Origin of the sequence: Megamonas rupellensis DSM 19944 (genome assembly GCF_000378365.1) — a bacterium.
In the GTDB taxonomy this organism is placed as follows: Bacteria; Bacillota; Negativicutes; order Selenomonadales; family Selenomonadaceae; genus Megamonas; species Megamonas funiformis.
This window is the reverse complement of the sequence record NZ_KB899566.1, coordinates 88,701-108,098: the sequence shown is the minus strand read 5'-3', so window position 1 is coordinate 108,098 and position 19,398 is coordinate 88,701. Positions and strand designations below refer to the sequence as shown.

The window sequence follows — 19,398 nt, the reverse complement described above, 5'->3', positions numbered from 1 at the left end:
ACAATTTTACAGTGAAAAGTATATCATAAAAATTTATTAAAAACAAGATTGAGCAAATATTGAAGATTTTTATAAAAAAATAATTTTAATTTATGTTATTTTTATGTATTTTAGAGGCGATTTTGCGAATTATGGCATTTATAAAAAACAAATTATAGATATAAAATACAATAAAGTATATGAAAACTAGCATTATTGTAAAAATCTCTAAAAAATAGAATGGATTTTGAAACGGAAAAATAATAGCGATAGAATATAGTCAAAGATAAAACGTTAGAAAAATAAGAATATTTATAAATTATAAAAGGGGTGCGGAAATTATGTTTGATGAAGGTAAAATCGTTATTATTGGTGCTAGTAATGTTGGTACAGCAGTGTTGAATAAAATTGTGGATTTTGGTTTAGCATCAGAAGTTGTATTAATTGATATTAACGAGAAAAAATGCATGGGTGAATCTCTGGATACAAGTCATGCTACGGCTTGCATTAGCAGTCATAATATCTATATTCATGAAGGCGATTATGAAGATTGCAAAGATGCTAGTATGATTATCATCACAGCTGGTCCAAGTATAAAACCAGGAGAAACACCTGATAGATTAATTTTAACTAAGACAAATTGTAAAATCATGGATAGTGTAATGTCGCAAATCGTTCGTTATACAAAAGATGCAATTATTTTAGTAGTAACTAATCCTTTAGATGTAGCTACTTATTATGTATCTGCTAATTTTGATTATCCAAGAGAAAAGATAATTGGTACAGGCACTTTATTAGAAACTTTCCGCTTACGTAGAATTTTGGCTGATTATTATCATTTAGACCCAAAACTTGTACATGGCTATGTATTAGGTGAACATGGCAATTCTGGTTTTGTGGCATGGAGCACAGTGGACATTGCAAGTTTAGGCTTAGGCAATATGGATGAATTTTTTAATCGTGATTACAAATTAAATAAAGGTATGATTGAACAAAAAATCATGCAAGTCGTATATGATGTAATTAATTTAAAAGGTTGTACAAATACAGGTATTGCTATGGTAGCTTGCCGTTTTATTAAAGCTATAAAATATAATGAATATACAATTTTACCAATGTCATCTATTTTAACTGGTGAATATGGCATTCATGATGTGGCTTTGAGCTTGCCTTGTATGCTTAACAACACAGGAATTATTAAGAAATTTACACCAAAATTAACTGATGAAGAAGTAGGTAAAATGATAGCTTCTGCTAAAAGTGTAAAATTTGCTATGAAAGCTATTGAGAAAAAGACAGAAGCTGTAGCTTAAATACAATTAGATAATTTATAAATATTTATTTTAATAGCGAGGTTTTTATTTAAGTAGAAAATCTCGCTATTTTTATAAGTTTAAATTTTAAAGATAAGGTCGTGTTTTAATTGTTATGATAAGAAAGGAATAGTATTATGAATACTTTGACCAATGTAAAAAAATCACAGGGAATAATGATGTTTATTATCTTGTTATTATCTTATATAGTATTTGCTTCAAATTGGGTAGCAGGTTCAAATTTATCCGAAAAGATTGTATATCATTATTTTAATGGTGAACAAGTATCACCGATGGTTTCAGAAGTTATAAATTATACGATAACGATTGCTAGAATTTTTGCGAACTTAGTTGCAGCGTATATTTTATTGAAATTAAATCCGCGAAAGGCAAGTATTGTAGCATTAGTATTACTTTGTTTTTCTTTTGTTGCTGTATTTGCTACAAATTATTGGCTATATACTATTGCGCGTATGATTATGGCATTAGGCGGTTCTATGATAATGGTATATATGAATACTGTAGTAGCTAGATTTATAGCTAATGATGAAAAAATTATAGCAAGTGCGCTAGTTACAGCTTCATATAATATTGGTGCAGGTTTAGTGGCTATTATTTTCTTTTTATATAAAGATGTGGTTATTAGTGATTGGCAACATACAATGTATGTATTTAGCTTATTTAGTATTTTGCTTTTAGTTTTATGGACTATGTTGGCAAAGGATTTTTCACCTAATGATGAGAACACACATCATCAAGAGGAATATAAATATAAAGATGCATTGACAGATAAATTTGTATATTGTTTTTCCATGGGTTTTGGCGGTTTTTTATTTTTATATGTAATGTCTTTAGTATCTATACCTGTAAAATTAGTTGCACAGGTCAATAATGGTTTTAATGCTGAATTTATGATATTGGCAATTACTATGGGCGGTATAGTGGGGACTTTATTTAGTATTTTAATTGGCAAAGTACCTTTTGAGCGTAAGCCGTTTTTATTAGTTCATGGTATTATGATGATTATTGCTATGGCTTTAGGTTTGTATATGGCATATATAAATCCAGGATTAGCATACTTTTTATTTGCGATTGGCGGATTTGTGATGTTTTCTCAGTATTCTGTGTATCTGAATTTTCCTCATGAATTGCCAAATATGAACCCACGTAAACTAACTATTATGTTTGGTGTGTTTTGGGCATTGGGCTATACTATTTATACTGTATTGAATTTTATTTGGAGCATTATACTTTCGTATTATGGTTGGGATTTATCTATGGTATTTTATATTGTATGTAGTTGCATATATATAATTTTTGTATTTACATTCCCTGCTTTAAAAGTTAAGACGAAAAGGGCATTTTCTTAAGCTTATATGAGCTTTATATAGTATAATTAAGGAAATTATGCTTGTGGTGGTGAAAATATATGGATAAATTAGATATTGAAGCATGTAAAAAAGAAAATCCTTTTATCGTATTAGCTGACGTTATTTATAAACATTTAAAAAATGATATTATGCAGGGCTTATTATTGCCAGGTGATAAGATTGTTGAGTCAAAGATTGCACAGCAATTAGATGTGAGTAGAACACCTGTAAATATAGCTCTTAATAGAGCTTTAAAAGATGGTTGGCTTGAGCGACGCAGTAAAAGGTTTTTGACGGTGCGAAAGATAAGTCCACAAGAATGTTTTTATCTATATGAAGCTCGTAAATTTTTGGAAGGACAAGCTGCTTATTTGGCAGCTAAACGCATAACAAAAGCAGAACTTATGGGTTTAAAGGAAATTTTGTTGAACTTTCGCAAGGGCAATGATGAACCAATTGATGATGAATTATTTTGTAAAAATGATGAGCGATTTCATGATTTAATCGTTAAGGCTGCACATAATGATTATATTTCAGAGATGTATAAACGTATAAAACCTGATTTACAACGATATAGATATCATTATAAACAGTTGATTATTGAACGAAATACAAATGAAAATGTCTATATGTATCATTATTCTATTTATTTAGCACTTAAAAGCAGATTGTCTGTAGTAGCTAAAGATGAGATAGAGTCAGATATTTCTAGTATGCATGGAATGATTTTTGCAGGAAATATCTTGGCTAAATTTAATTTATAAAAAAAGCCTTAGGAAAACCTAAGGCTTTTGTCATTTTATTTAAAATCATTTACTAAAACATCTTTGCGGAAATATTTTTTATCATATTCGCCGATTTCACGTATTACTTTGCATGGAGAACCATAAGCTAAGCTATTAGCTGGAATATCTTTAGTTACGATACTACCTGCACCGATTACACAGTTATCACCGATTGTAACACCAGGCATAACCATTACACCAGCGCCAAGCCATACACGGTTACCGATATGAATTGGCAAGGAGAATTGAGTACCACCAAGGCGATATTCAGGGTCTAATGGGTGACCTGTTACACAAAGTAATACATTTGGACCACACATAACATCATCGCCGATGAATACTTCACAGTCATCTACAACTTGGAAATTAAAGTTTGCATAGAAATTTTTACCGATATGAGTGTTGCAACCATAAGCAAAATGTGCAGGTGGTTCAAGATAGATACCTTTTCCTACAGAACCTAATAATTCTTTGAGAATTTTAGTTCTTGTTTCCATATCACTAGGACGAGTATTATTGAAATCAAACATCATTTCTTTAGCATTTACACGTTGTTTTTCAATAATTTTTTCGTATTCTTGGTCAACAGGGTCTTTGTGACCATATTCACGATAAAGTAATCCAGATTTCATTTGTTCTTCTAAACGCATAGAATCATCTCCCGCTCGTTAATTTACTATATTAAATTATAATTTATTCTGTAATGTTTTTTCAATAGATTTTATTTTGTTTACGATATCATCAGCACTGACAATTTCAGATACAATAGCGAATGTTTTAGCGCCATGAGAAGCGACTTCGCAGATATTATGTTCTTTGATACCACCAATGGCTACAAATGGATGTTTAGCATATTTACTAGCATAATCTACATAGGAAAAACCAACAGGTACAGCATCTTTTTTTGTCTGTGTAGCATAGACAGGGCCTACACCGATATAGTCAATAATATCACCAAGTTCATTTGCTTTTTGAAGTTGAGCTTCTTCATGAGTGGAAAGACCTAAGATTTTATCTTCGCCAATTAATTGACGAACTACTTGAGGCGGTAAATCTGTCTGACCAATATGCACACCATCAGCATTTACAGCCATAGCAAGGTCTACAAAATCATCAATGATAAATATAGCACCAGCTTCTTTAGTCATCTTTACTAATTGCATACATTCTTGATAGCGTTCAAGTGCAGGTTTTTCTTTTTCACGATATTGAATAAATTTAATGCCAGCTTCGAGCATTTTGCCTACAACTTCAATATTATTGCGACCGTTAGACATTGCTTCAGCAGTTATAGTATAGATGGGATTGTTGATAAAATGTTCCATTCCTTTACGCATGGAAAGACCTCTTTTCTAAATATAGAATTTTATTTTTTATTTTATAGTAGTGAAAACATCTGTTGCGTCATTATCAGCAGTGATTGTTATTTGCCATTTTTGTTTAATATTTTCTTCTTGTAAGTATTGAGCCAAAGTTTCAACTATAGGCAATTCTGTGCCAAAATGACCTGCATCAATGATATTTATACCTAATTCTTGAGCATGTTGTGCTTCATGATATTTAACATCACCAGTTATATAAGTGTCAGCACCTTGCATAGCAGCTTTATCTAAAAATTCAACACCAGCACCAGAGCAAAGGGCTACTTTTTTTACTAATTTGTCATTTCCTTTTACATAGCGGAATGTATCACCAGGAAGACTTTGTTTTATGCGTTGAGCAAATTCATCAAGTGTGATAGGATTAGCGAGTTTACCAATGCGACCAAGTCCATTTTCGTGATAAACATTTTCTGTAGGAATGATATCCCAAGCAGGAACTTCATAAGGGTGAGCTTTTAACATAGCTTTAATTACACGATTTTTTATTTTGCTAGGTAAAATGGTTTCTATGCGAACTTCTTGCACACTGGATAACTTATTTTGTTGACCGATAAAAGGATTGGAATTTTCAAGAGGTTTAAAATATCCTGTGCCATTATAAGTGAAGGAGCAATCACTATAATTATCGATAGCACCTGCTCCCGCTTTAGCTAAAGCTTCACGAACAGCATCAGCATAATCGCTAGGAACATTGACTCCTAATTTTAAAATTTCTTCACGGTAAGAAATAGTGAGTGGTTTTACTTCTGTGAGTTGAAGTTTTTGAGCTAAAACATCATTTACACCACCATAAGTAGTATCTAAATTTGTATGAGCAGCAAAGATAGCGATATTGTTACTGAGAATTTTTTGGAGCATTCTGCCAAGAGGTTTATCAGTAGCAATTTTTTTTATACCTTTAAATAAAAATGGGTGGTGAGAAATTATCATATTATAATTTTCACAGATAGCTTTATCAATTACTTGTTCTGTAACATCTAAGCAAGTCAAAATTTTAGTGATTTCTTGAGCAGGATTACCTATCAAAAGACCTACATTATCCCAATTTTCAGCGAGGCAACGTGGGGCAAGTCTATCCATAGCTTCAACTACAACTTGACATTTAATCATAATAATTCCTCCAAAGCTTTTACATAAGTTTGTAATTGATGATAATGTGCAGTATTTTTAGCAGTCTCAGATTTTGCCATGCCGTTTAAACTGCGATTGGCTTTGGCGATAAATTCAGCAATCATTTCTTTAAATAAAGTAGGTCTAGTGCGATTTAATACAGGCCCTATTTCAAGCTCAAGTTCAGTAGGTAAAGCTTGTTTTCCAGGTTTAGCATAAATTATTTGATAAATGCGACCATCTTCTTTGGCTATAGCTTCATCTTCGATATGCCAATCTATGCTGTAAAGATATTTTCTAAGAGCGGTAAATCCCTGTTGTGGTTGTAAGATTAAACCTTTTAAAGAATTTACAATTTCAGGGCAATCTTGTAATAATTGAACCATTAGATTTCCGCCCATACCACAAAATATAGCAATATCTACTTCGTTAGGTTGAAGAATTTTTAAACCACTACCTAAACGAATATCGATTTTATTCATCAATGAAGCATTGCGTACAGAACGTTTGGCTGCTAAATAAGGGCCTTCGTTTACATCACCAGCAATTGCTTTACAACATCTTCCAGTTTTTACTAATTCTATAGGTAAATAACCATGGTCAGTGCCAATATCAGCAATGACACTACCATGAGGTACGAACTTTGTTACTGTTTGTAATCTAGCACCTAAAGACAAAAAAATCATCTCCTTAAAATAAATTGATTAAATATATGATATCATGATAATAGATACAAAAAAAGCTGGTTCTATATTGAACCAGCTTTTTATTAATATTTAATTATTTTTTAGCAATTTTTTTCATATCGTCAGCAACAGCTTCAGCTTTTGTACCAACAATTACTTGAACGCTATTTCCTTTTTTGATAACACCAGCAGCACCTAGAGCTTTAAGACCAGCTTCATCAATTTTATCAATATCTTTAACATTTAAACGTAAACGAGTGATACAAGAGCTGATAGTAGTTAAGTTATCAGCACCACCTAATTTATCGATAAAGGATTGAGCTAATTCATCTGGGTTAGCATTTTCAATAGCTTCGTTGTCAGATTCATTTTCAAAACGACCAGGAGTTGGAAGGTCGAAGTGAACGATTGCCCATCTGAAAACGATGAAGTAAATGATACCAAATACTAAGCCGATTGGAATGATTAAGATAGGTTTAGTTGCAAGACCATAGTTTAATACATAGTCGATAAGACCAGCAGAGAAACCAAAGCCATGTAAAATACCAAACATATTAGCAACTGCAAGAGCAATACCTGTCATAACAGCATGGAATGCATAAAGAACAGGAGCTAAGAACATGAAAGTGAATTCTACAGGTTCAGTGATACCAGTTAAGAAAGCTGTGAAAGCGATGGAGAACATCATACCAGCAACTTTTGATTTATTTTCTGGTTTAGCAGCACTGTACATTGCAAGTGCGATAGCAGGAACACCGAACATAAAGATAAAGTAGAAACCAGCCATGAATACACCAGCAGTTGGGTCACCAGCGAAGAAACGATTTAAATCGCCTGTTGCAGTAACGCCTGTTTCTGGATTAGTGTAAGAACCAAATACGAACCAAACAAGAGAGTTGAGAATGTGATGAAGACCAACAGGAATAAGTAAACGGTTTAATACACCATAGACAAAGGCACCAGCAGCACCAGCACCAACAATCCATTCACCGATGCTATGAATAAAGTTTTGAATAGGACCCCAAATAATACCAAAAATAAGAGCTAAAACAACGAATGTTGCAGCAGTAACGATCGGAACGAAACGTCTGCCTGAAAAGAAACCTAAGAATTCTGGTAATTTAATATTGTAGAATTTATTGTAAAGTATACCAGAAATAATACCAACAATAACCCCAGCGAGAACACCCATATTTAAATCTTTATCGATAGCTTTGAGTGCTTCTGTTAATACTAAATAGCCAATAACCCCAGCAAGACCTGCCGCACCATTGTTATCTTTAGCTAAGCCAACAGCGATACCAACGGCAAAAATAAGTGCTAAGTTATTGAAAACAGCACCACCTGCTTGAGTAATAAATGGAATGTCGAAGACATCAGGTGCTCCTAAACGAAGTAAAAGAGCGGCAGCAGGAAGAACGGCAACAGGAAGCATTAACGCTTTACCTACAGCTTGAAGTTTGGAAAACCAACTGGACATAATAGTATCTCCTCCTATAAAATTTTAGCATAAAAGTTCGAATTTTCTCAATAAAAAGAAATTTATAGTATATAAAAACAAACTTTTACTTGCCCATAATATACTATAAATTTTATTTCACGTCAATATTACAACTTCAGAAAAAATTATAGAGAATGTATCCTGTAAGGATACCAATAATAGCGCCACTGATGACTTGGAAATAAGTATGACCTTCTTTTTCATGGAGGTCTGCCTTCCCTGTTAAGTGATTTAAAATAGAGGCATGTTTACCAATAGAGCGACGTAGATGAGTTGCATCAATCATAATGATAAAAGCAATAGTTACAGCTAAGATGAATAATGGAGAATTAAAATTATCATAAAAGCCGATATAAGTTGTAGTGGTAATTATAGTAGCCGTATGTACACTAGGAAAACCACCGTTACTGAAAGATAATTTCAAATCCAAAGTAGAATAGTAAATGTAATTAGTTATAAATTTTATGATAACTGCTACAAGCCAACCAATAAAAGGAACAAAAATCATACAAGACTGCATAAAATCACCTGGTTTTCTAAAAATAATTTAAGATAATTAAATTATAGCAAAGATTTGATTATTTTTATGTAAAAAAAATAAAACCTCAAGATAAAATATTTTTATTTATTTTGAGGTTTTATATAGATTTTTAAAATTTTAATTAATATTTATTTTTTATGGGTTTTAAAAATATCATAGTAAATATTGTAATAAGAAATACAATGCTACCCATTAATAAATAAGTTAATTGGAAGCCTATAGTAGAATATAGTCCTCCTGCTATTGAAGACATTATAAATACAGAAATTTGTTTGGAAAAATTAGCAGACAAAGCATATACAGTAGCATAAAATCTAATATCAAACGAGTTAGCAATATATTTAGTTATAGAAATTAATAGTAAAGGCATTTCTAAACCAGCAAGCAATCTAAAAAATATAACAGTATACCAAGTTGGAGCTAGTGCGCTGCCTACTATACGTAAAACAGCAACAAATCCAGCTAAGATCAATCCATTTTTAGCACCAATTTTATTTATAATATAAGGCATAGGAATCATAATAATAAATTCTAGGATACTATTAAAAGAACCTACATAACTATAAGTTAAAGTTGCTTCATCAGCACTTTTAAAAAAAGATTTAAAAAATATAATAAATTGTTGATCTACTACATCATAAATAGCAGAAGAACCCATAAAAAATAAAGATAATATCCAAAAATTTTTCATTTTTAAAACTTTAGAAAATTGTTTTATATCTAATTTATTGGATATATTTCCAGCTGCTGCAATATTATCACTGTTAACTTTAGCACTAAAAATAAGAATTAAAGTCATGATTGATGCGCAAATAGAACAAGCCCAGAATATTGCATATGGTTGCCAAATAAATAATCTTCCTGCAATTAATGTTGATAACATAGCAGCTACAGAGCCACCCATACGAGCATGTCCATATTCAAATTTATTAGCTAGAGCAGCTCGTTGAATATATTGTTCTACAACAGCAGAACCACCATGTAAGATAAAACCTAAATAGATTCCTGTTAAAGTAATTGTAAAAAAAGTATTTATAGATAATAAATCTAAAAATAAGTATTGAAAATAAGGACCAATAAAAACTCCTAGAATAGAAATTGTTAAAATTAGATGTTTTTTAAAGACTAATTTATCAGAAATAATACCAAAAAAAGGTTGTAAAACTAAAGAAGAGGCTGCCATAATAGAAAAAATAATTCCTGCATAGATACTATCAATGTTAGCTACTTCTTCCATCCATAATGTTAAATACCAAGCAATAATACACCAAATGGAGAAATACATAACATTTATTCCTGCAAATCCCCAAAAATGCATATTTTCATCTTTTATTTCTTGTAATAGCTTATTCATTAGCAGTCACCTTCTTATTAGTAATAAATATATTAAAATCCCATGGGTTGAGGGTAAATATATCATTATTATTAATTATTTTATTAGTTAATAAAGAATAAGATTTATCTCCATTAAAAATAACAGATTGTTTATTATTAGAATAGTTAAAATAAAATTCAATAATATATTTATCAGAGTTTTTTAAACATTTATTTATAATAGGAAAAACTTGATTTTGTCTATTAGTCCAAAGATTATTAATTTTCAAAATATAAGTAAGTAATTTATTTATGCTATTAGAATTTAGATAAGTACCTACATAATAAGCAGTTCCTTTGCCAAATTTATTCTCTGTAATAGCTGAGTATTTTCCCCAATATTGATGATTATATTTAGCTAAACTTTTTCCTGTTGTTGGTGTTAATAATTCCATCCAATAAAGTATAGGTTCATTAAATATGGAAGATAATTCGTCTATACCACTAATAGTAACATTTTGAGGTTCAACAAACATATTGTATTCTACTCCACAGGCTTTTGATATGATACCAGGTTGAACACATGTACGAACTTTTGCATTTTCATTACTAAATCCAGAACGGAAAGAATATAAAATAATTCCACCATTTTTTACATAGTCATTTAAAGTAATAAGGTCTTCATCGCTAATAGAATATAAAGATGGAGCAATGATAAATTGATAGTTATTGAGTTTTTTTGTACCTAATTCTATAATATCTACTTCAACATTAAGTTTGTAAAGTTCATCATAGTAAGCACGAATGATATCATTATATTGATGTTCTTCTGTTTTATCAAATAGACGACCTTTATATGGAAACCAATCAATAGCAGATAAACAATTATGGCTTACAAGAAGAGCCACTTTATTTTTTTTTGTAGTATTAACTAAATAGGGACTTAATAATTTAAATTCTTTTCCTATAATACAAGACTCGTTATAGATGGGATTAGGTTGGAAATCATGGCTCAATAGCCCCTTCCAATATGTTTCGAAACTATTATGAATAGAATGCCAGTGCCAATATTCAACAGTATTAGCTCCAGAAGCAATATGACTAAATGCTTGTAGTCGTAATTGATTTGGATATGGTGTCCAATGTCTGAAGGCTTGAGCTTCGGTTTCCATTACTATATAATTTTTGTTTTTTGTACTACGAGCAAAATCGCCACAAAAAGCAATTTCAATACCAGTCAAATCATCTTGAGATGGATGGTATATATCAACAGCAGTAATATCAAAACAATTAGAGATATCAAAATGATTAGCTTCAGCATTAATACCAAATGATTGCTGTCTCCATTCAAAATCAAAATTATTAGTTACAAATTGGTGAGGTTTTTTATATTCATTAACTATTTTGGTTTGCCAAGATAAATAATCTTTTACTAAAGAACGTTTAAATTCTTCAAATAAAATAGCTAAGCTACCATTTATAGTAGAATTTATAGGAGGAAAATCTTCCCAGGCATTGATACGATTACTCCAATAATTTAATCCTAATTCATAATTTAGTTTATTTAAATCATTATGAAATTTTTCTTTTAAATATTTTTGAAATGCAATATAAATATCATCATTGCTCATATTAAAATGTCTAGTTTCGTTATCTACTTGAAATCCAATAACATTACTATAGTTAAAACTTTTTTCTACTATTTTACGAATGATACGTTCTGCTAAATATCGAAAAGTAGGATGATTATAGTTGAAAATTTGACGAGCACCATATTTTTTAGTACCATTTAAATCACGAAGCATAACTTCAGGATATTTTTTGGCTAACCATGTAGGTATTGCATAAGTAGGTGTTCCAACAATAACTTTAATGTTAGCAGCCTTCATCGCTTTTAGAACTTTTTCTAATGAAGAAAAATCAAATACTCCTTCTTGTGGTTCATATGTACTCCATGTACTTTCACCAATTCTAACTAGATTAATATTAGCTTTTTTCATCATTTGAATGTCTTCATTTAGCCTATCATAAGGAAGATATTCATAGTAATAGGCTACGCCATAATATAAATTTTTTTGTTGCATAATATTCTCCTAAAAATAATTTTAAAAATTTAAGTTATAAAAATATATCCTTTTATGACTTATTTTAGATTTAATTTTTTATTATTATAGTTGATATTATAGAGAATTTTAATTAATTAATAAATTACCAAATAAAGAAAAAATTTTACCAAATCTGACTTTAGGAGATGAGAAAAATATGATAAATTTTTTAGAAAAAGCAAAATTATTACCAGTATTTGATTGGAATATTTGCTTTTTTGGAGCACATTATCAACAGGTAGATAAAAATTGGAAGGTACCTATAGAAGAACATAAAGCGTTTGAGTGTATTTATGTTATAGATGGAATAGAAGAAATTATTATGGAAAAAGATACTATTTATTTGAAAAAAGGAGACATATTAATTATTCCACCTGGAAGAAAACATACTATAAAGTGTATAGATAGTATGGAGTATTTTTGCTTTCATTTTGATATAGATGATCCTGTATTTGAATTAATTCTTATTCAGAGTGATACTTATTATCAAAATAAAACTAAACCTAATATAGAAATAAAGAAATATTTACAAAATTTAATCTCATTAATAAATGTGGAGCAGGATTCTTTTTGTATAAAAATGGAGATACAAATGATATTATCTAATTTTTTAATGTATATGTATGATTTATCAAAGAGAACATATAAAAATTCAAATATAAATCAAAGTTATTATGCTAAAGTTATAGCAGAACACTTAAAAAAAGGTTTAAATGATAAGATACATGCGTATTTAAATAGTAATATTTTTATTGATGAAAATATATTAGTGTATAATATTATGAGTAAAATTGGTTTAAGTGAAGGATATGGTACAAGAGTATTTACTAAATATTTTGGGGTATCGCCAAGAAAATATTTATCGGATTTAAAATTAAGTAAAGCAAAGCTTTTGTTATTAAAACCAAAATTATCAATAAATGATATAAGTTTAGCATTAGGTTATCAGAATATGTCCAGTTTTTCTAGGCAATTTAAAAGATGGGTAGGTATTTCTCCTGATAATTATAGAAAAGAACAATTTAGAAAAAATAATGATAAATGGTTTTGAGTAAATAGATAACAAAAAAAACCTCCATAAAATATGGAGGTTTAATATCATCTTTATTAAGTGGTGGGCCCACCTGGATTCGAACCAGGGACCAACCGGTTATGAGCCGGGGGCTCTACCGCTGAGCTATAGGCCCAAATAAAAATGGCTCCTTGAGTAGGACTCGAACCTACGACCGATCGGTTAACAGCCGATTGCTCTACCAACTGAGCTATCAAGGAATCTTACAATCTTGTTAGAAATTGGGTCCTCGAGTAGGACTCGAACCTACGACCGATCGGTTAACAGCCGATTGCTCTACCAACTGAGCTATCGAGGAATGTCTCATCACCAACGGAAATTATTATAATACATTATTAACTATATTGTCAACACTTTTTTTATATTTTTTTATAAACTTTTTTAAAAAATTTATAAAGCCTATTTATATAAGCAATAAATAGGCTTTAAACAAAGCTTATTCTAAGAAATCTTTTAATTTTTTACTACGGCTAGGATGACGAAGTTTGCGAAGTGCTTTTGCTTCAATTTGGCGAATACGTTCACGTGTTACACCAAAATTTTGACCTACTTCTTCTAAAGTACGAGCACGACCATCATCTAAACCAAAGCGAAGGCGAAGAACTTTTTCTTCACGTTCAGTTAAAGTATCAAGAACATCTTCTAATTGTTCTTTTAAAAGTACAAAAGATGCTGCTTCAGCAGGAGCTGGTGCATCATGGTCTTCGATGAAATCTCCAAGATGAGAATCTTCTTCTTCACCGATAGGTGTTTCCAAAGATACTGGTTCTTGAGCTATTTTCATGATTTCACGTACACGATCTACACTTACGTCCATTTCTTTTGCTATTTCTTCAGGGCTTGGTTCACGTCCTAAGGATTGGAGAAGTTGACGAGATACGCGAATTAATTTATTGATGGTTTCAACCATGTGGACAGGAATACGAATAGTACGAGCTTGGTCGGCAATAGCACGAGTAATGGCTTGACGAATCCACCATGTAGCATAAGTACTAAATTTGTAGCCTTTATTGTAATCGAATTTTTCAACAGCTTTTATTAAGCCTAAGTTACCTTCTTGGATTAAGTCCAAAAAGAGCATGCCACGACCAACATAACGTTTAGCGATACTTACAACAAGACGTAAGTTTGCTTCTGCTAGGCGTTTTTGAGCTTCAAGATCCCCATCTTCCATGCGTTTTGCTAATTTTATTTCTTCATCAGCAGATAATAATGGAACACGACCAATTTCTTTAAGATACATTCTAACAGGGTCATCGATATTTATACCTTCAGGTATGCTAAGGTCAATATCAATATCATCTTCATCATCTTTGAGATTAGAATCATCATCTGGTCCTATATCATTACCATTATCAATGATGTCAATGCCACGTTTGGTGAATGTATCGTATAATTCGTCTATTTCATCTGGTGACATGTCAACTGATTGAAGGGATTCCATAATTTCATTGTAAGTTAAAACGCCAGTTTTTTTACCTTTATCTAATAACTTACTGATTGCGTCTAAGCTGGCAGCAGCTGCTGCTGCATTAGTATCTTTAACGGCTTTTACATTTTTTTTGGATTGAGCCATTATTACATGCCTCCTCTTAATTTATTATTATAGGTATAGGGCTTATGTCTCCAGATTTATAGGAGCTCTACGAGGATAAATTATCCATTTCCATTCGTATTTGTTGACTAATTTTTAATTCTTCTAAAAATCTACTGTCGCCATTTCGTTGTAATTCATCTGCTAAAAGGCGATGTTTTTCATAATTACTATTTAGATAATAACGACGTAAAAGTTTTAGACAATCTTCAGTGAGTTGAATGTCATCATCAGTTGTAAATTCTTCAACTAAACAATGTGAAAGTTCACTATAAGCGGTATCACTTAGTTTCTCAGCAGCATCAATATCTGTAAAAGGCTGATTATTAGCAAGTGTACTTGCTAAATATTTTAGAATTTCTCCATGGATTTTATTGGGAAATTCTTCAGCTGGTATAAGATTTAGAACATAATCTAAAATACTAGCTTCATGCCAAATTTTTTTGATGATACATCTTCCTGCCATGGTCAAAGCATCTTTTTTTTCAGAGAATGCTTTGCGTGAATTTATTCCAGGAAGATTATCTGTAGAGACATCATATGCATTAAAATTTCTTTGCGAATTTTGTCGTTGCAAATCACTGCGAATAACGCCTTCATCTATACCCAAAACATTTGATATACGAATAATATATTCATTGCGTTCGACAGTGTTTGTAATATTAGCTAAAAGTGGCATTAATTGGTTTACTGCTAAAAGCTTTCCTTCTAAAGTATTGCGGTCTGTTGATTTTAATACATATTGCAATTGATATTCCATTAGCGGAAGAGCTTTATCAATTAATGCATAAAATTCTTTGCTACCATGATGGCGTAAAAATTCATCTGGGTCTTTGCCATCAGGAATGGTGATTACTTTGACATTAGCACCATTACTGCTAGCGATAGCTAAAGCTCGCATAGTAGCAGCTTGCCCAGCATTGTCACTATCATAGCAAAAATATATATTTGGTGAATAGCGAAGAATTTTTCTACATTGTTGAGCAGTAAATGCAGTACCCAATGACGCTACAGCATTAGTAATATTATGACTATGTAATGCGATAGCATCCATATAACCTTCAACAACAATACTGAAGTTATTTTCTTTTATTGATTTTTGTGCATGATCTAAACCAAATAGCAAATGTCTTTTATTAAAAATAAGTGTTTCTGGTGAATTTAAATATTTGGGAGAATCATTTGGATTGATAATTCTGCCACCAAAGCCACAGATTTGACCATGTTCATTCATGATAGGAATGATTATGCGATTGCGAAAACGGTCATAGACTTTACCAGAATCTTTTATAGTGATTAGACCTGCTTTAGCAAGTAACTCTTTAGTAATGCCTCGTTTAGTAAAAGAGGTAAATAGTTTATCCCAAAGGTTAGGAGCAAAGCCAAGTTTAAATTTCGTAATTATATCTGAATTTATTTGGCGAGAAGAAAAGTATGCTCTACCAGCTTCTCCAAGAGAGGTACGAGTTAAACAATTATGAAAAAAAGAACCCGCCAGTTCATGTATTTTAAACAATGAATCTTTTTGTTGTTCTTGTTTGAGTTCGTCAGCACTTTTTTTCGTAGTCGGTATAGGAATATTCAATCTTTGGGCTTGTAGTTTTATGGCTTCATAATAAGAAATATTCTCTATAAGAGATATAAATTTAAATAGATTACCACCAGCATGACAACCAAAGCAATAAAAAAATCCCTGTTGGGGAACTACGGAAAATGAAGGTGTTTTTTCATTGTGAAAGGGGCAACAACCCCAATAGCGATTACCTCGTTTTTTGAGATGAACGTAACTTGAGATGACAGATAAGATATCTGAAGAAGAACGCACTTGTTCAACAAAATCATCGTGCAAGTTTTGTGTACGCATATAAACTCACCTTTCAATAAAACTATTTAATTATAGATGATTTTTGCCATAACGTAAATACATTCTACACATAATTATAAAAATCCTGCTTTATTTTTTTATTTTATTTAAAAATTTTTCGTATTTACATTTTAGGGACTTTATCTATACTATTCAATACGTATGGTTAAATATCCTGCTTTATTAGTGTATTATGTAGTAGTTATTGTATTTTGAAGATGGATTTGCTATGATGAATAAAAATAAATAATAAAAGAGGTATTCATGTGAGTATAAAAAAAGAGAGAGTGCCAGCTATTGAATATATGCGTGGAATATCCATGCTAGGCGTAGTTGGTATACATGTGGGTTCACAATACTTGATGAATAATCCCACTCCTAATTTACAATTATTGGCTTTGTATGAAATTGTAACGAGATTTTCAGTACCGATTTTTTTCTTTATCTCCGCTTTTGGCTTATTTTATAATTTAGATTTACAGGAAAAGTTTAATTATAAAAATTTCATGAAGCGAAGATTTAAAACAGTGTTAATCCCTTATCTTGTATGGTCTATTTTTTATATTTTGCATTATACAATAACAAATCAAACGTTGTATTTACTTCATCCATTAAATTTGATTGGCATTTTATTTTTTGGTTTAGCATGTTATCAATTATATTTCATGATATTATTGGTTTGGTTTTATGCTTTAATGCCACTGTGGATTTTTATTGTAAAAAGATTAAATATTGTATTATTAGTAGTTTTATTTGTTTTTCAAATGGCAGTAGATTATTATTCAAGCTTTTTGATGAACCCATATGGTATTCAAAATGAAATAGTTAAAGCTATTTTTATGTATCGTTTAAATTATTGGGTAATACATTATGTATTTATCTTTTTATTAGGTGGATATGTATCTGTACATTATGATGAATTTAAAATCTTCATGAGAGATAATTTGAATAAATTAAGAGCTTTTGGTTTTATAAGCTTGATTGGGTTATTAGCATATTATTATTATTGTATTTACTATAATGGTTATTCTCCAGAAGGAGCAATAAATACTGCTCATCAATTATCTCCAGCTGGTCTTGTTTATACTTTAGGTGCTAGTTTATATTTATTTGCAGAATTTCAATATGGATTTTTAGCTAGAATAGGAACTAGTTTATTTTCTCTATTAGGTAAACATTCATATTTTGTATATTTAGCTCATCCTGTGGCAATCACTTATTTAGCTTTATTTATGGCAAAATTTAATATAGTTATGACGGCTGTTAATTCTATGATTTTTTATGTATTAGTAGTATTGTTTACTTTAATTGTAGCTATAATATTTAGAAAGCTTGGCAATACGAAATATCCAAAATTAAATGAATTGACAATAGGCGTTTATCCTAAAAAATAAGAAAAGCGGTAACACTTATTTGTGTTACCGCATTTTTTTTAATCTTTTTTGATAAGAGAAATAATAACGCCAATGATAAGACCGATAATGGAAGGAACAATCCAGCCCATACCCATATCAAAAAATGGCAAAGTATTTTTATATACTTCAATAATAGCGCTGATAGTAGCTGTGTTATTTAGTCCAAAAGGTAGGGAATTTAACATATCACCAATAGCTGCAAATAAAGTGAAAAGTGTGGTTACAGAATATACATAACGATGATAGCCAAAAATTGCACTGATAAACGCTAAGATGATAAGTGTTATAGCTAATGGATATAATAACATGAGAATTGGAATAGCTAAGAAAATGATACTAGTTAAACCAACGTTAGCGATTAAGAAAGAAACAATAGTGAAGATAAAAGCATATGTTCTGTAGCTAAAAGAGTTAGGATATAATTCACTAAATGTAGTGGAACAAGCAGTGATAAGACCGATGGAAGTTTTTAAGCAAGCTATAGTAACGGTAAGAGCTAACAGAATATGACCAAATGAACCAAAATAATAAGTGGAGATTTGAGCAAGAGCAATACCACCATTAGCAGATAAAGCAAATTGCCCTAAACTGCAAGCGCCAATATAAGCTAAGAAACTGTAGATAATGCCCATGAGAATTAAAACAACAATACCTGCTTTTAATGTACCATAAGCTACATCTTTTGGATTTTTTAATCCTAGATTGTGCAATGTATGAATAACAATGATACCAAAAGCAAGAGAAGCTAAAGCGTCCATAGTGTTGTAGCCTTCAGTGAAACCTTTGAAGAAAGCTTCTTGTTGATATGCTTCTTGTACAGGCATAGCATCAGGTGAACCCATAGGATTGATTACAGCAGTTACCATTAAAATTGCAATAAATACTAAAAAGAGTGGATTTAAAATCTTACCAATCCATGTGAGAATTTTACCTGGTTTTAAAGCAAATGCTAATGCTAAAACAAAGAAAATAAGTGAAAAAATTGCTAAATAAATTGTTTGCATGGAAGCATCAACATGGCTAGATAAACCTATTTCATAAGAAACTGCTGCTGTACGTGGAATTGCAAAAGCAGGTCCAATTGTGAGATATAAAAGTACAGTAACAAAATGAGCATAAGGTTTATTAATGCGACTAGCTAAATCAAAAAGACCTTCACTACGAGAAATACCCATAGCGACAATACCTAAAAATGGAAGACCAATGGCAGTTAGCATAAAGCCGATATTAGCTAGAAAAATATTACTGCCGGCTTCTTGTCCTAGATGTACAGGAAATATTAAATTTCCTGCACCAAAGAACATACCAAATAGCATAGACCCAACTAAAATATTTTGGGAAAGTGAAAGTGTTCGTTTCATGATAAA

Annotated in this window: 16 protein-coding genes and 3 tRNA genes; 5 read left to right on the top strand and 14 right to left on the bottom strand. The window is 30.9% G+C overall.

Features of this window, described 5'->3' with window-relative positions; genetic code table 11:
• Positions 1–320 precede the first annotated feature (320 nt).
• The 3 genes from F553_RS0100625 to F553_RS0100615 all read left to right on the top strand — a co-directional run bounded on the left by F553_RS0100625 (position 321) and on the right by F553_RS0100615 (position 3,426).
• Positions 321–1,292, top strand: coding sequence for an L-lactate dehydrogenase (locus F553_RS0100625; RefSeq protein WP_015563002.1), 972 nt, complete (start codon positions 321–323; stop codon positions 1,290–1,292).
• A gap of 137 nt (positions 1,293–1,429) precedes the next feature.
• A complete protein-coding gene (locus tag F553_RS0100620) occupies positions 1,430–2,662 on the top strand; it encodes an MFS transporter (protein WP_018998580.1) in 1,233 nt (410 codons plus the stop codon).
• 59 nt (positions 2,663–2,721) lie between these two features.
• Positions 2,722–3,426, top strand: a complete 705-nt coding sequence (locus F553_RS0100615) for a GntR family transcriptional regulator (protein WP_008538976.1) — start codon at positions 2,722–2,724, stop codon at positions 3,424–3,426.
• A gap of 35 nt (positions 3,427–3,461) precedes the next feature.
• Here the strand turns inward: F553_RS0100615 and F553_RS0100610 are convergent, their stop codons facing one another.
• The 8 genes from F553_RS0100610 to F553_RS0100575 all read right to left on the bottom strand — a co-directional run bounded on the left by F553_RS0100610 (position 3,462) and on the right by F553_RS0100575 (position 12,065).
• On the bottom strand, positions 3,462–4,097 hold the full coding sequence (locus F553_RS0100610) for a sugar O-acetyltransferase (RefSeq protein ID WP_008538975.1): 636 nt from the start codon (positions 4,095–4,097) through the stop codon (positions 3,462–3,464).
• A gap of 36 nt (positions 4,098–4,133) precedes the next feature.
• Positions 4,134–4,784 carry a thiamine phosphate synthase gene (thiE, locus tag F553_RS0100605; protein ID WP_018998579.1) on the bottom strand — a complete coding sequence of 217 codons (651 nt, stop codon included), beginning with the start codon at positions 4,782–4,784 and terminating at the stop codon, positions 4,134–4,136.
• 36 nt (positions 4,785–4,820) lie between these two features.
• On the bottom strand, positions 4,821–5,939 hold the full coding sequence (locus F553_RS0100600) for a Nif3-like dinuclear metal center hexameric protein (RefSeq protein ID WP_018998578.1): 1,119 nt from the start codon (positions 5,937–5,939) through the stop codon (positions 4,821–4,823).
• Positions 5,936–6,625, bottom strand: coding sequence for a tRNA (adenine(22)-N(1))-methyltransferase (locus tag F553_RS0100595; protein WP_033405383.1), 690 nt, complete (start codon positions 6,623–6,625; stop codon positions 5,936–5,938). Before F553_RS0100595 ends, F553_RS0100600 begins: the two co-directional genes overlap by 4 nt.
• 94 nt (positions 6,626–6,719) lie before the next feature.
• Positions 6,720–8,105, bottom strand: coding sequence for an N-acetylglucosamine-specific PTS transporter subunit IIBC (nagE, locus tag F553_RS0100590; protein ID WP_018998576.1), 1,386 nt, complete (start codon positions 8,103–8,105; stop codon positions 6,720–6,722).
• A 136-nt stretch (positions 8,106–8,241) separates the two neighbouring features.
• The gene (locus F553_RS0100585; RefSeq protein ID WP_008538969.1) at positions 8,242–8,646 is read right to left on the bottom strand and encodes a divergent PAP2 family protein; all 405 of its coding nucleotides are present in this window, start codon (positions 8,644–8,646) and stop codon (positions 8,242–8,244) included.
• Positions 8,647–8,788: 142 nt separating this feature from the next.
• Entirely contained in the window at positions 8,789–10,021 is a 1,233-nt protein-coding gene (locus F553_RS0100580; protein WP_018998575.1) for an oligosaccharide MFS transporter, read from the bottom strand.
• Entirely contained in the window at positions 10,014–12,065 is a 2,052-nt protein-coding gene (locus F553_RS0100575; protein ID WP_018998574.1) for a beta-galactosidase, read from the bottom strand. Before F553_RS0100575 ends, F553_RS0100580 begins: the two co-directional genes overlap by 8 nt.
• A gap of 178 nt (positions 12,066–12,243) precedes the next feature.
• On the opposite strand from F553_RS0100575, the gene F553_RS0100570 reads away from it, so the two are divergent.
• Positions 12,244–13,137: a helix-turn-helix domain-containing protein gene (locus F553_RS0100570; protein WP_018998573.1), complete on the top strand. Its 894-nt coding sequence runs from the start codon at positions 12,244–12,246 to the stop codon at positions 13,135–13,137.
• A 61-nt stretch (positions 13,138–13,198) separates the two neighbouring features.
• On the opposite strand, the gene F553_RS0100565 is transcribed toward F553_RS0100570, so the two are convergent.
• The 5 genes from F553_RS0100565 to dnaG all read right to left on the bottom strand — a co-directional run bounded on the left by F553_RS0100565 (position 13,199) and on the right by dnaG (position 16,616).
• A tRNA-Ile gene (locus F553_RS0100565) sits at positions 13,199–13,273 on the bottom strand.
• A gap of 9 nt (positions 13,274–13,282) precedes the next feature.
• Positions 13,283–13,358: transfer RNA gene (locus F553_RS0100560), tRNA-Asn, on the bottom strand.
• Positions 13,359–13,380: 22 nt separating this feature from the next.
• Positions 13,381–13,456: transfer RNA gene (locus F553_RS0100555), tRNA-Asn, on the bottom strand.
• A 138-nt stretch (positions 13,457–13,594) separates the two neighbouring features.
• Positions 13,595–14,734 carry an RNA polymerase sigma factor RpoD gene (gene rpoD / locus F553_RS0100550; protein ID WP_018998572.1) on the bottom strand — a complete coding sequence of 380 codons (1,140 nt, stop codon included), beginning with the start codon at positions 14,732–14,734 and terminating at the stop codon, positions 13,595–13,597.
• A gap of 67 nt (positions 14,735–14,801) precedes the next feature.
• Positions 14,802–16,616 (bottom strand): DNA primase, encoded by a 1,815-nt coding sequence (dnaG, locus tag F553_RS0100545; RefSeq protein WP_018998571.1) that lies wholly within the window; start codon positions 16,614–16,616, stop codon positions 14,802–14,804.
• A gap of 266 nt (positions 16,617–16,882) precedes the next feature.
• Here dnaG and F553_RS0100540 point away from each other — a divergent pair, with 266 nt between their 5' ends.
• Positions 16,883–18,010: an acyltransferase gene (locus F553_RS0100540; protein WP_018998570.1), complete on the top strand. Its 1,128-nt coding sequence runs from the start codon at positions 16,883–16,885 to the stop codon at positions 18,008–18,010.
• Positions 18,011–18,048: 38 nt separating this feature from the next.
• On the opposite strand, the gene brnQ is transcribed toward F553_RS0100540, so the two are convergent.
• Positions 18,049–19,392: a branched-chain amino acid transport system II carrier protein gene (brnQ, locus tag F553_RS0100535; protein ID WP_018998569.1), complete on the bottom strand. Its 1,344-nt coding sequence runs from the start codon at positions 19,390–19,392 to the stop codon at positions 18,049–18,051.
• Positions 19,393–19,398: the final 6 nt, after the last annotated feature.